Source organism: Virgibacillus tibetensis (assembly GCF_036026595.1).
Taxonomy (GTDB): Bacteria; Bacillota; Bacilli; order Bacillales; family Amphibacillaceae; genus Virgibacillus_P; species Virgibacillus_P tibetensis.
In genome coordinates this window covers 1-15,044 of sequence record NZ_JARZFX010000016.1, presented here as the reverse complement: position 1 = coordinate 15,044, position 15,044 = coordinate 1, and the positions used below count along the sequence as shown (strand labels likewise).

Genomic DNA, 15,044 nt, shown 5'->3' with positions numbered 1-15,044 from the left:
ATAGGAATAACGAGATATTTTAAATTTGGAGGGAAACAATCATGCGCACAACTTTCATGGCGAATGAATCGAATATCGAACGCAAATGGCTTGTTGTGGATGCTGAAGGCCAACGTCTTGGTCGTTTAGCGAGTGAGGTTGCTGCGATCCTTCGTGGAAAGCACAAACCAACTTACACACCACACGCTGATACTGGTGATAATATAATTATCATCAACGCTGAAAAAATAGAGTTAACTGGTAATAAAATTAACGACAAAATGTACTACCGTCACTCAGGATATACAGGTGGAATTAAAGAACGTAATGCAGATGAAATGCGTACTAAATATCCACAGCAAATGCTTGAGCTTGCAGTAAAAGGTATGCTTCCTAAAGGTCCACTTGGCCGTAAAATGAGCAAAAAACTGCATGTATTCAGAGGTCCTGAACACAATCACCAAGCACAAAAACCAGAAGTCTATGAACTTCGCGGGTAACTAAAAGGAGGTAAATCAATTTGGCACAAGTACAATATTACGGGACAGGTCGTCGTAAAACATCAACTGCTCGTGTACGTTTAGTTCCAGGAACTGGAAATGTATTAATAAATGGTCGTGAGGCGAAAGCCTATTTCCCATATGAAACACAGCTTCTAATCCTGAACCAACCATTAGCAGCTACTGAAACAGAAGGCACTTATGATGTACTAGTAAATGTACATGGTGGAGGATTTACTGGTCAAGCTGGTGCGATCCGTCATGGTATCGCTCGTGCATTACTAAAAGCAGATCCAGAATACCGTCCTGCACTAAAAAGTGAAGGCTACTTAACACGTGATTCACGTATGGTAGAACGTAAGAAATACGGTCTTAAAGGCGCACGTCGTGCACCACAGTTCTCAAAACGTTAAGACAAATGTTGTCATATCAAGGGTTTGCATGCATTTTTTGATACAAGTCGTGATACAACGCATAATATTACATTTAAACACCGGCACAAATGTCGGTGTTTTTGTATGTTTTTCTTTAAATCGAGTTTAGTAAGTTTAAGGCATCTTCGTCTTGTTCATGCTTCATTTCTGGCATTAATTGTATGTAATTGTTTTATGTCGAGTCTTTTTGATGTTAACGTGACCTACGATGAGAAATACAGAAAACTAATAGCGAAATTGGGATAAAAAGGATATAATAAGGCAAGTTAATGCAAATTTCAGGAAAATATGCAGGAGGTATTTCATATTGCGAAAAAATTACATTCTCGCCTTACTGTTAGTTGCTATCATTAGTATAGGCGTTTTTTTCTATTTGAAAGAAAAAAATAGTAATCCATCTACTAAGGAAAGCCCGGAAGAAATATTGGAAAAAGTAGAAGTTGCTAGTGAAGAAAAGATAATTACGTATGAGAATGGCGATTTTGTATATATCCCTTCTAATGACGCTATTGGCTACGATAATGAAGAGGAAATCTATTTTTATGATAATCTGTTAAATATTTATCTAACATCAGAAGTTTCGGACAGTCAAGCTGAAGAACTTGCAGAGATGGTCGATGGTGTTGTGGTTGGAAAACTAGAGGGTGCAATCAATTTGCTGCAACTTCAAGTAGAAAAGAGTTCAATTGGCGCTCTTAGGGAACTTGCGAATCGTTTCCAGGATACTGAGTTAGTGGAGTTTGCGCATACATCAACGCCATCATTCATTTCCGATTTAAATGATAATGACCTTGACCGTTCAAAAGAAAATGCTACTGTTGATGGAAATTGGTGGACAGTAGCAATTAATGCTCCCGAAACTTGGGAATATGTAGATAATCATAAAGAAAAACTTCATGAGGTTAAAGTAGCCGTATTGGAAACAGGTCGTTTAGGCGAAGAAAAAGATGCTGTTTATGATGCTGATTTGAAAGGTAATGTGATTCCGGATAATAGTCATGGTAAAGATTTTTGGACTACGAACCGTAACGACGAGAAAATTTTTGATAGTCACGCAAGGTGGGTGACTAAATTTATTGTAGCAGATCAAGATAAAAATCCATATGATTTTCGAGGAGTTGCGGCAGGAGTTGCAAAGATTAATTTCAATGCTATTGGCGAGTATGCTGATAAATTAAGTGATGATGTCTCAATGAACGGTGTGACTGAACCTTATATTTTTTCAATACTCAAATCGAATCTTGATAAAGGTGTAAAAATAATCAATAATTCATGGGGATTCCCACCTGACAGTGAAGAAAAATGGAAGAACACAATTTTATGGAAAAGGGGTGCTTTTACATATAACGGTTACTTGCAAGACGTCAAGAATTCACAAGATGAAGTTTCCGCGCAATTAATCATAATTTTAGATCGTCTACTAGCTGATAAAAATAATGATTTTTTAATTGTACAAGCAGCTGGTAATGGTAAACAGAGATTTGTGCATGAAACGGATGAAGATAAAGATGAAGAGTGGACTGACGAAACTGCGACAGAGGCAGTAAATACAGGTGTTTTTACTAATATCAATCAAAGTACATATGATAAAGCTTCAAATATAGGAAGAAATATTGCAACGGAATTGAAGGATATTCAAAATCATATTATAGTCGTAGGTGGGGCTGAACCAAAAGGAAATGATAGTTACCAAGCACCGAAATGGGCTAGCTATGGGGCAGCAATAGATCTTGCTGCCCCTGCGAGTAACTTGCTTGTTGACAGCAACAAAAATAAAAATGAACAAATGACAGTCAAAGGAACATCCTTTGCGACACCTATGGTATCAGGAGCAGCAGCGCTCATATGGTCATATAATCCTGAGTTAAGAGCAAGTGAAGTAAGGAATATCTTAGTGAAGGGTGCGGAACATACTGTAGAAGATAAAAGAGATGACGAAACCTATGTATACCCTCTGTTAAATACGACTGCGTTTTTGAATGGCTATTCTTATTATAATAATCTAATGGAGCTTTATAGAACAGCTATTGAAGAACAATGGGATGTGGAGAGGTTAATGGCGGAAGATTTGGGTCCACAAGATGGTTACTTAATCGATAGGCTTTCTGACACCTACGGCTATGAATTTAGGGATATCAATGGTGATGGACTCCCTGAATTAATATTAGGTGATTACCGAGAGGACGGGAGCGCAGAGATTTACGAAATATATGCTTTACAAAATAATGAACCAGTCAGGATTTTTATGAACGGGATACGTACGAATTTAAATATTTACGAAGACGGAACAATTTCAGAAACATACGGTATCCGGTTTATGCGTTACTATAAGTTAGATGATAATGGAGAGAAAGAATTAGCAGCTGGTTATGGAATAAATAATGTTGGAGAATACGAAAACTTAATAGAACCTTACCATTCAATGACAGAAGCGGCTGTAAAAGCATTGGATAAGGAATATGATGAGATTGGGATTGTCAAACATTCATTTAAACCATTTGTTATACAGGCAGTATCACAGGATGATACAGTAAAGAATATGATGAAAGCAAACTATAGTAAGTTAGAGAAATTTTTTTTAGAAGATGGTATAGATCATCTGTATGAGAAATATTATAGCATTGAAGAAGCGCAAAAAATTTATGAAACCGGAGTCGATCCGAACAGTCCGTTCTATGTAGAATTGTATCAATTGCTCTATCCAAAAGTGAAGCATCTTGTAGCGGAAGAAGGAATGGAATCACTCATCAATATAAAATATGCCATGTACTGGAATCCACCAGGAACAATAACATTTTACGGTCCAGAATATGATTTAGAAGTGTTAGAGAAGGGTAGCAAACATTTTGTACTGAAACAAACGAAAGAAATCCCTCCCCAAGATGTTGGCGTCGGCGGGGATTCTTATTACCACATCTATCATGTGAAGTTTGTGAAAGAAGATGGAGACTGGAAGTTTGCAGGAGCTGAAGAGCAAAAAATAGTTATTTAAAATACTGGAAGTACAAGATGGTTGGGAAGGTCCCTTTCTAATTTATTAAAGGAAATGGAGCGTATGTAAAGACATTCGATATTTTCTAAGACGATGAATAGGTAGGAGAGGGTCCCTTTTGTGTGGAGTGCATGGGGTTTCGAGGCTAATTATAATCTCCTATTGCGTCTATAAAGCAGAGACGAATTATCGATTATGTAAAGGGTCTTCGTTCTTCGGATGTTTTGAGTCAGCCAAGTAGGATAAGGGTGCGTAGAAAGCAATTAACGCTTTTAACGCACCCTAATTCATTGGGCTTCCCCAAAACATATACGAATCACTTGATAGCTTTGCTACTTGCGCCACTTGACAATAATCGATGCGGAGATTCTCTATATGGTGACCAAAAAGGTCAAAAAAATTATAGAGAGGTTGATCTAAATGGAAACCATTTTAGAAGTAGTTCGCATTGAACAAATTATTCGAGAGGCAGAAGAAGGAGTTAATTACATTATTCGTAGCCCAGAGGACGGAGCGAAGATAGCGTCTCGCTTTATTGGGCGTGATGATCGTGAAGTGTTTTTTGTTATGTGTTTAAATACGAAAAATAATGTTATCGCAGTTCATCGTTGTCATGTTGGTTCGTTGAATTCCTCACTCGTTCATCCACGTGAGGTGTTTAAATCAACGATACTTAATAACGCAGCAAGTGTAATTGTTGCACATCAGCATCCAAGTGGTGATATAAAGCCGTCGATGGAAGACATTAATGTTACAAAGAGATTAGTCGAAGCTGGAAAGTTATTAGGCATCGAAGTGCTTGATCATTTAGTAGTAAATAGTGATAACAGTTTTACTAGCCTGAAAAAAAGAGGCTATATTTAAAAGGGAGAAACAACTCCCTTTTTTTCTTCAAAATATAATTGAGCAAGTCCTTTATATGATAGAATATAAATAGAAAGATAAGATATGGAATAATGAAAAAGACCCAATACTTTAGGCTATACTTTCAAAACGTAGCAATTGTAAATCAAGTAGACCTTTTGGAGCTACATGAAAATGATTTGTTCAGATAAATAAATAGTTTGATAAAATAAATAATTCATTATGAACTATAAATTTTAGTAAGAATTATTATTTGTATTGTTGTTATCTTATAGGGGGAAATTGAATTGAAGCAAGATAGAATAAATGAGTTAAAGAAAAAATTGTGGGGTGTAGCAGATGATCTTCGTGCTAATTCAGGTTTAAAAGCATCTGCATATTCTACACCGGTATTAGGATTAATCTTTCTAAAGTTCGCGGATAGTAAATTTGAACAATACAGAGAAGAAATAGAAGAAGAGTATGATGCTTTAAAAGGCGGAAGACGTGAAAAGAAAATAGAGGAAATTGCAATTGAGAAATGTGGATTTTATTTACCTGATCATTCGCGTTACGAATACCTACTAAATCTTAGTGAAGAAGAAGATATTGCAAATAAAATAAAATCAGCGATGGAAGGTATAGAAAAATATTCACCCGAGTTTGTCGGCGTATTACCGAAAGATAGTTACCATGACTTGAGTTCAGATGATAATAACAAAATTCTAAATCGTTTATTAAGGAACTTCCATGATATCCCAACGGATGTGGAAAATGATATATTCGGTGAAGTATACGAATACTTCCTAGGTGAATTTGCATTGGCAGAAGGTCAAGGTGGAGGAGAATTCTACACACCAAGAAGCGTTGTTCGTTATATGGTAGAAGTGCTACAGCCTTCAGAAGGGAAAGTTTTAGACCCCGCATGTGGATCAGGTGGAATGTTTGTACAAACAGCACATTATGCAAATGAACATAAACAAAAAAATGGAGGGACACCTTTAAATTTAAGAGCATACGGAGTGGAACGGACGGGAGAAACGGTAAAGTTAGCAAAAATGAATTTATTCTTAAATAATATACGCGGAGAAATAACGGAAGCGAACTCTTATTATGCCGACCCCTATGATTCTTTTGGTAACTTTGATTATGTGTTAGCTAATCCTCCTTTTAATGTGGACAATGTTGAATTAGACCTAGTAAAAGACCAAAAGAGGTTTAATACATATGGTGTTCCTCAAACAAAGGGAAAAAAACCAACAGTACCTAATGCTAACTATTTATGGATTAATCAATTTGCAACTGCATTAAATAAAACAGGAAGAGCTGGACTTGTTATGGCGAACTCAGCTTCAGATGCAGGACATAGTGAAAAAGAGATTCGAAAAAGTTTAATAGAAGATGGTGTAATCTCACAAATGGTTTCCCTTCCTTCGAATATGTTTAGTACGGTAACGCTACCTGCTACACTATGGTTCTTTGATAAACAACAAAAAAAGAAAGATGAAATATTATTTATCGATACCCGAAATACATTTACACAAGTAAATCGAACTTTTAGAGAGTTCTCCGATGAACAAATAAAGAATCTATCTATCATTACGCGTTTATATGAAGGAGATTCTGCAAGCTTTTATGAATTAATAAAAGAGTATGAAGATAGTAGGGATCGAGCAGAAGCAGGAGAAGAAAAAGAATATTTCCAAAAGCAAATTGATTGGTTACTAGAACGATTCCCTAATGGAAAGTATCAAGATGTTATCGGCCTATGCAAAGTAGCAAACCTAGAAGGAGAAGACGGAATTATTGACCAAGATTATTCGTTAAACCCGGGAAGGTACGTAGGGGTTGTTATTGAAGATGATGGAATGACAGCAGAGGAGTTTAAAGCAAATTTAGCAGGATTAAATGATGAGTTTAAACTACTGAATGATGAAGCAAAAGTAATAGAAAAGAAAATTGAACGTAATTTAGATAGCTTGGTGATTGAATATGAGTGAGTGGAGAGAGGTTAGGTTTCAGGATGTAATTGAGTTTAACCCAAAAGTGAAATTAGAAAAAAACAAAGAATACCCCTTTATTGGAATAGCGGATATAGATGAAAGTTCTTTCAATGTATTTGAAAAAAACAGGGAAGAATATACGGGACAGAGTTCTAATAAATTTAAGTCTGGGGATGTGTTATTCTCTAGGATAACTCCTTGTTTGGAAAATAGAAAAATAGCGAGAGCTTTTTTGGAAAGTTCAGACATAGGATTTGGATCTACAGAATTATTTGTTTTTAAAGGAAAACAAAACGAAACATTAACTGAGTTTGTTAGTTATTTAGCTCAAACCGATAGTATTGTGTTACCAGCAATTAATAGCATGAGCGGCGCAAGTGGACGACAGAGAGCAGATAGTAATTTTATTAAAAAACTAAAAATAAATATTCCTGATTTGAAAGTACAAGAAAAAATAGCAAATTTCCTTTCTACTTACGATAAACTAATTGAAAATAATAATCGTAGAATAGCAACCTTAGAGAAATTAGCCGAAGAAGTTTATAAAGAATGGTTTGTTCGAATGAGGTTTCCTGGTTATGAAAATACTAAATTTGAAAAAGGTCTTCCTACAGGTTGGGAAGTGAAGAGAGTGAAAAGCCTTGGAGAAGTCATTACTGGGAAAACCCCTTCAACAAAAGTACCAGAATATTATGATGGAGAGATAATGTTTATTAAAACACCTGATATGCACGGAAATGTATTTACAGCGCAAACAGAAAGTTATTTGAGTAATGAAGGAAGTGAAAGTCAGGTTAATAAATTACTTCCCGAAGATTCTATAATGGTAAGCTGTATAGGTACTGGTGGGGTAGTTTCACTAAATATGTTTCCTGCTCACACCAACCAACAGATAAATTCTATAGTATTAAAAGATTCTGTATTAAGAGAATGGGCTTTCTTTACTTTAAAGTCTATGAAAAAAACCATTGAACTGTTTGGAGCAACTGGAGCCACGATGACTAACTTAAGTAAGGGCAAATTTGAAGGGTTAAAAATACTATATCCGAGTAATGAATTATTAGTAGAGTTTAATACGATAACAAAACCATTTTTGGAAAAAATAAAAAGGATAATGTTATCTAACCAAAACTTAAGAAAACAAAGAGATCTCCTGTTACCGCGTTTGATGAACGGTACAATTGAGGTGAAGTAGAGGAGGGATAGTATGCGAAAGATTATTACGGAAGATATGATTGAAAAGGCGTGTATTCAAGCTTTAACGGATAAGGATCAATATAAATGGATAGACGCAAATATTAGTTCAACTAAAGTCTTTTCTTCATTGAATGTATTAGAACATGAAGAAGACGGGACTGGACGCTCAAATATTCAGGAAGTGATTCTACCAGAAGTCTTATATCAGAGTCTAAAGGATTTAAACCCCAATATTCCAGAACATTTTCTGAGACAGGTTGTAGAAGAGTTTAGGATACCATTTTCGGATAAAGAGTTAGAGGTAATTAATTATGATAACTATAAAAAGTTAAAAAACGGCATTAGTGTAGAGTTTGAAGAGAATGGTAAGAAGAAACACGAAACAATCCGAATACTGGATTATAATACTGTAACAGATAATACATTTACAGTTGTTTCACAAATGTGGATTAAGGGAGAAACACAACATCGTAGACCAGATTTACTTCTATTTGTGAATGGACTACCATTAGTCTTTATTGAACTAAAGAATTCGGACATAAAGTTACGAACAGCTTACGAAAAGAACCTGAAAGATTATATTCGTGATATTCCGCAACTATTCCACTTTAACCAGTTTTGTGTACTATCGAATGGAACAGAAACAAGAGTTGGTAGTTATACAGCACACTATAATCACTTCTTTGAATGGTTAAGAGCGACAGAAGAGGATAAAGTAGACCGTAAGTTAATTCGGTCAGGTGGAACCAGTATTGAATACCTGTTAGGTAGTTTATTGCAACGTGCGACGTTACTAGACTATGTGGAAAACTTTATTTTGTATGAGAACAAAAGAATGAAAATCCTAGCTAAAAACCACCAGTATTTAGGGGTAAACAATGGGGTAGAAGCATTTAAAAGACGGGACGAATTAAATGGAAAGCTTGGTGTGTTCTGGCACACACAAGGAAGTGGAAAGTCCTATTCTATGGCAATGTTTATGAATAAGATTAATAGAAAGATAACAGGAAACTTTACTTTCTTTATGGTGACAGACCGGAATGATTTAGATAACCAACTTTATAAAAACTTTTTGAGAACAGAAACGATTACCGAAGAAGATGCGGCTAACCCTAAGAATAGCGGAGAATTAAGAAGTGTCCTCCGCACGAATAAGCCTTTTTTATTTACCTTAATTCAAAAGTTTCGATACGAAAAGGGGAAGAAGTACCCTCTTTTATCAGACCGAAATGATATTGTTGTTATTGTGGATGAGGCACATCGGACGCAGTACAAATCATTAGCAGAAAACATGAGGACGGCTTTACCTAATGCTCAATATATTGCTTTTACAGGAACCCCATTGTTAGGTTCTAAACGTCTTACGAATCAATGGTTCGGAGATTATGTTAGTGAATATAACTTTGCTCAATCGATTGAAGATGGATCAACTGTACCTTTATATTACTCAAGAAGAGTGCCTGAAGTATGGTTAACAAATGACTTTTTGGAAGATGACTATTTAGAAATCATTGAAGATGAAAACCTGACTCCTGAAGAAGAGGAAAAGCTATCTAACTACTATTCGAAAACGAATGAAGTGTTAAAACGGGATGACCGATTAAATATAGTTGCAAAAGACATTGTTGAACATTTCCCTAACAGAGGATATCTAGGTAAAGCGATGGTTATATCGGTAGACAAATTCACTACTGTACGAATGTATGACAAAGTAAAGTATTACTGGAATGAAAAGTTAAAAGAATTATATCAAAAGCGTTCCAGTGCTTCATCAAGAGAAGAACGAGAAAGACTTAATAGGCAAATTAAATATATGCAACAAGTAGAGATGGCTGTTGTTGTTAGTGAAGATGGCGATGAGGATGAAAGGTTTAAAAATGAGGGGCTAGATTTCAAGAAACATCGTGAACGGATGAATCACATTGATGAAAATGGACATGACATAGAAGATAACTTTAAAGATCCTAAAAATCCATTATCACTTGTTTTTGTTTGTGCCATGTGGTTAACAGGATTTGATGCACCAAATACTTCAACCATTTATTTAGATAAACCGATGAAAAGTCATACGTTAATGCAAACAATTGCTCGGATTAATAGGGTGTTTCCTGGGAAGAATTCAGGATTGATTGTTGATTATCTGAATTTATTTAAATATATGAAGGAAGCCCTTGGTGATTATGCAAATCCCGATAGTGATGACAACATGCCTGTCAAAAATATTGAAGAACAAATAAAATTATTAGAAGATGTCATTCAAGAAACAATAAGGTTTTGTAATCAACTAAACATAAGATTAGATGAAATACTCCAAAGGAATGAAACATTTGATCAGATTGATCTCTTTCAACAGTATACGAATATCTTACTAGATAAAGATGAATATCATGAGGAATTTAAGATATATGTAAATTTGTGTAAAAACATATATGAAGCTTGTAAACCAGAAATATTTGAGTTTGATTGGAAAAATAATTATCTATCTATTATTTTTTATTTAGGTGATATGATTAAAGCCTCTGTTAGAGAAGAAAATATTGAAAGTGCAAAAATAGCACTTAGTAGGACTCTAGATTTAAGTGTGCAATCTAAATATGTTAAAGAAGATGCGGGAGAAAATAAATACGAAGTTACAACAATGAAAACATTAAATTTATCAGAAATAAATACGGATGATATTCGTCGGACAATCAAGGAGTCCCCTTATAAAAATATAGAGATTCAAGAGCTGAGATCATTTATTGAAGATAAGTTGAACAAACTTTTAGAAGATAATAAAACGCGTACCAATTTTGTAGAGCGATATAAAGAGTTAATCAATCGCTATAATGCTGGTAACTCGACAAATGAGGATTATTATGAAGATTTAGTTGACTTTGTAGATAATCTAAAACAAGAAGATGAACGTCATGTCAAAGAAGGTTTGACTGAAAAAGAGCTAGAAATATATGACTTGTTAAAAAAGGACAAGTTAACGAAAAAAGAAGAAGAAAAAGTGAAGTTATCTGCTAGGAGATTATACGAGTCTCTTAAAAATGACCAAAGTAAAACAAATGTCATTGATTGGTATAAAGATGAGCAACCTAGACAAGCTGTTAAATTTGAAATAGAAGAATTATTAGATGAAACATTACCAGACAGCTACAACAAAGAAATGTTTAATTTAAAGACAGAAGTTATTATGACTCATTTAATGGAAGAAGCTATGATGGAAAGTGCTGTCTCTTAATGAAGAAATGTGACAGGTTGACAAAAAGTAACAAATTTTCAAGCATCAGCAGAAATGTTGATGCCTTTTTTATAGTTTCGATTCGGTATATTACAAAATCTGAAAAACAATTTTAAGTATAGATAATATAATTGAGATGGGAGTATGAAGATGAGTGAAGATATAATAAAACAATTGCGAAAACTAGCAATCACTAAACAACTTAATTTTCTTTTAGGTTCCGGGACATCAGTACCCGCTATTCCATTAATGGGAGCATTTCATGATATAAATGGCAAGTCGGCTAATGAGCAGTTATTTGAACGGGTTGAGGAGGTTAGTAAAAAATTATTAACGACGAGTAAGTTTGAACTAGCTGAAAAAAATACTTATACAGTTTTGGGAAACTATCAAAAGTTTATAGAGAGCGTTGTTTCAATTTTGAACTTATCTAACTCCCGACAGATACCAAAGAATGTGAATATCTTTACGACTAATTATGACTTGTATATTGAAAAAGCAACTGATCAGATTTTAAAAAAGTATAAGTTAGTATTTAATGATGGAGCTACTGGGTACTTTGATCGCTACTTAGACAGTTCAAATTTTAATCGAACGGTTTCTTATAAGGGATTAAATGATAATTATATCAATGAAATCCCATCGATAACATTGATAAAGCCACACGGATCAATCAATTGGGAAAAACAAGATGAAAATATTTTAATAAAAAATGAAGTAGTTAATGAACCAGTTATTGTTAAACCAGACGGATATGAAGCCTCAACCACCTTTGAAAGTAATCATTTTCATGAAATGTTGCGTATTTTTCAAATGGAATTAGATAAGCCACAATCAGTTTTATTTGTTATTGGATTTTCTTTTCAAGATAAACATATTGCAAAAATGGTTAAACGAGCAGTACAAAATCCTGAACTGATGGTGTATGTATTTGGGTATACAGATAGTGATAGACAAACCTTTTTAAATAACTTGAATTTCGAAAATGAAAGATTCAATTTCAAAATTTTGACACCTGAAAATTTTGAAGATGATTATAATAATAAGAATGTTGACGATAAAAGCAATGAATGGTTTAGCTTTACTCTATCAAACCTAACGAATATTTTAAGTGGTACTAAATTGGAGGAATCCAAGGATGACAATGCATAATAAAAGATTAGGTGTGATTGTAGGTGTTGAAGGTGATATATCTCAGGTTGGTATGTATCATATGTCTAATGATGCTGAGTTTATATGGTATGGAGATATTTTGACGGGACCTAAAATAGGTGCATTTCTAACTATTAATCAAAATGAAGTTAAAATTATTGCAACAGTTTCAACGGAAAAGATCATAGATCAACAAAATACGATTAGAAGTACTGAATTCGATAATCGATATACTAAGAATTCTATTAATCGTATAATAACTCTAAAAGTGAAAGGAGTAATATGCGGAGATAAATTTGAAGTTACTAGTCAGTATGTTCCGATGATTGGTAATGAAGTAACTTTAACTACAAAAGAAGAACTGAGAATTATTTATGGAATTGATTATACTGAATCAACGATTGCTATTGGAGAATCAATCCTAGAAGGACAACCAATACAACTGTCTATCAATAATTTTTTTGCATCACATATTGGGATTTTTGGTAATACTGGTAGTGGAAAATCAAATACTTTACATAAATTATTTTTAGAGCTTTTTAGATCTGAATATTATCTGCAAATTACTCAAAAGTCTCAATTTTTTATTATAGACTTTAACGGGGAATATACAGGTTTAGATATGTTTGGTGTAAAAATGGAACATAAAGAAATTTTTGAAGTTAATACTAGAAATGAGGGTCAAGGTCGTAAATTGCCGGTGAAAAAAGATTATTTATTTGACGCTGACATTTTAGCAATATTGTTTGATGCTCGACCGGCAACTCAGGTACCTTTTTTACGAACAGCACTAAAGACTTATAAAGAGAAAGTACAGGATGCAGAGAGCTTTGCAAAACTAGAGATTGGGTTATTAATATCAATCATTAGGGGTACTAAAAGTGTGGCTGGTGACGCACTTGATAATTGGATATCAGCTGCTGAAAGTCTAGGTGTTGAAAAAGGTTATTTTCAAGGGCTTGAAGATAATCTTATAAAAAATCATTTTGGTAATTTGGAGATAAAGTCAGCAACGGGAATAATGATTCTTGAAAATGGGCAAATTACTCAACAAGGAAAGGAAGAACTTAAACTTGATGATTTGAAGAGAGAACTCAGTGCTTTATTTAATAGTGCTACTCCTATTCAAAGTCTTAACTATTTTCTTCAGTTTCAAAGAGTTTATGTTTCTGCATGGAAGTCTGCCAATATTGAACATATTAATCCATTATTTAATCGGATAAAAACATCATTTGATAGTCTAGAAAAGGTTATTGATGTTTATGATGATATTTCAGGGAAATATAAGGCAATGAATATAATCTCTCTAGTTCATGCAAATGAAGAAGTCACCCGTTTAATTCCTATGCTGATATCAAAAATGATTTATGATGAACATAGATTTAAAGTTGCAGGCCAAAGTATCAATCAAACAAGACATTTGATTATCGATGAAGCTCATAATATTTTAAATGCTGAGTATAGAAACAACGGTGATGATTGGCAAGATTATCGTTTATCAGTGTTTGAAGAGATTATTAAAGAAGGTAGAAAGTTTGGCTGTTTTTTGACGCTTGCAAGTCAACGTCCTGCGGATATTTCACCAACTATTTTATCACAAACACATAATTACCTTATACATCGTCTTGTAAATGAGAAAGATTTGCGCATGCTAGAGAATACTATGCCAACGCTTGATAAAAGTTCGTATCAAATGATTCCTAGTTTAGGAAAAGGTGAAGTAATTATAACGGGTAATGCAATGCAAGTTCCGGTCTTTGTCAAAATACCAAAAGAGAAAAATATACGTCCTAACAGTGATGATGTATTGCTAACAAATTTATGGGGGGATTTATCTAACTTTACAGAACCTATTGTGGAGTAGTTAAGATTTCATTTAGAATTAATGAGTAGGAGAACAATTCGGAAAATAACAACCTGGAAAATCAGTATAAATAGAATAATGATGAGTAAACTGATGGTATTGTGTATGTGATTATATTTAGGATTAAATTTAAGTCAAGAGAAAATTAGTTTTATAGAGGGGTTATTGTATTCAACTAACATCCATCATTTTGGTTCAAATTGGTTCAAGTAATACCATTTTCAATACCTGTTCATACATTTTTATCCAAATGCAAACTTGTAAAACATTGATACAAAAGGATTTCAATGGATTAGGTATACTTAAAACTCACAGGTATATTTCTCAAAACGTTAATAAACCTTATATACCAAGGGTTTGCCCTCTTTGCTCTTATAAAGCAGAGAGGGCTTTTTCATGTCCTAATTTGGAATTGAATACCCCTTGAACAACCCGAGCTAAAATGTCATGTACTTCTGGAACATCTCCGCTGTATTCTCCTTCGCTTCATCGGTCACATGAGTGTAAATATCCATCGCGGTTTTAATATCGGTATGGCCGAGTCGGGATTGTACATCTTTGATAGAAGCACCGTCTGCAAACAACAAACTGGCATGTGTATGCCGGATTTTTAAACGGATTTACTTCAGAGGTTCATAAGCAAAAACACATGCGATTTCACAGCAGAAATCACATGTGTTTTTTTGTTCTATCAATGTTTTATTACTAAATAGACATGAAATCATAAAGTAATTCACACACATATTCGTGTAGGTGTAAATAATATATCCTTCTTGTGATTTCGATGTGATTTGCCATGTGAATTTTTACAATTACGATGAACGTAATAATAATTAGTGATAAAATTAAAC

9 protein-coding genes and 1 pseudogene are annotated in these 15,044 nt (G+C 34.0%); 9 read left to right on the top strand and 1 reads right to left on the bottom strand.

The window, feature by feature from the left end:
• Window positions 1-41: 41 nt before the first annotated feature.
• From rplM to QGM71_RS18665, 9 genes are all read left to right on the top strand, one after another.
• Window positions 42-479 carry a 50S ribosomal protein L13 gene (gene rplM / locus QGM71_RS18705; protein WP_327609093.1) on the top strand — a complete coding sequence of 146 codons (438 nt, stop codon included), beginning with the start codon at window positions 42-44 and terminating at the stop codon, window positions 477-479.
• A gap of 20 nt (window positions 480-499) precedes the next feature.
• Window positions 500-892, top strand: coding sequence for a 30S ribosomal protein S9 (rpsI, locus tag QGM71_RS18700; protein ID WP_327609092.1), 393 nt, complete (start codon window positions 500-502; stop codon window positions 890-892).
• 328 nt (window positions 893-1,220) lie between these two features.
• Entirely contained in the window at window positions 1,221-3,905 is a 2,685-nt protein-coding gene (locus tag QGM71_RS18695) for a S8 family peptidase (protein WP_327609091.1), read from the top strand.
• A gap of 420 nt (window positions 3,906-4,325) precedes the next feature.
• The gene (locus QGM71_RS18690; RefSeq protein WP_327609090.1) at window positions 4,326-4,769 is read left to right on the top strand and encodes a JAB domain-containing protein; all 444 of its coding nucleotides are present in this window, start codon (window positions 4,326-4,328) and stop codon (window positions 4,767-4,769) included.
• 287 nt (window positions 4,770-5,056) lie between these two features.
• Window positions 5,057-6,748 carry a type I restriction-modification system subunit M gene (locus QGM71_RS18685; protein WP_327609089.1) on the top strand — a complete coding sequence of 564 codons (1,692 nt, stop codon included), beginning with the start codon at window positions 5,057-5,059 and terminating at the stop codon, window positions 6,746-6,748.
• On the top strand, window positions 6,741-7,946 hold the full coding sequence (locus tag QGM71_RS18680) for a restriction endonuclease subunit S (protein WP_327609088.1): 1,206 nt from the start codon (window positions 6,741-6,743) through the stop codon (window positions 7,944-7,946). Before QGM71_RS18685 ends, QGM71_RS18680 begins: the two co-directional genes overlap by 8 nt.
• A 12-nt stretch (window positions 7,947-7,958) precedes the next feature.
• On the top strand, window positions 7,959-11,177 hold the full coding sequence (locus QGM71_RS18675) for a type I restriction endonuclease subunit R (protein WP_327609087.1): 3,219 nt from the start codon (window positions 7,959-7,961) through the stop codon (window positions 11,175-11,177).
• 150 nt (window positions 11,178-11,327) lie between these two features.
• Window positions 11,328-12,329, top strand: a complete 1,002-nt coding sequence (locus tag QGM71_RS18670; RefSeq protein WP_327609086.1) for an SIR2 family protein — start codon at window positions 11,328-11,330, stop codon at window positions 12,327-12,329.
• A complete protein-coding gene (locus QGM71_RS18665) occupies window positions 12,316-14,193 on the top strand; it encodes an ATP-binding protein (RefSeq protein WP_327609085.1) in 1,878 nt (625 codons plus the stop codon). The genes QGM71_RS18670 and QGM71_RS18665 overlap by 14 nt, the downstream gene beginning before the upstream one ends.
• A 437-nt stretch (window positions 14,194-14,630) precedes the next feature.
• Here the strand turns inward: QGM71_RS18665 and QGM71_RS18660 are convergent.
• Window positions 14,631-14,801, bottom strand: a pseudogene (locus QGM71_RS18660) (tyrosine-type recombinase/integrase); the annotation flags it as partial.
• Window positions 14,802-15,044 lie beyond the last annotated feature (243 nt).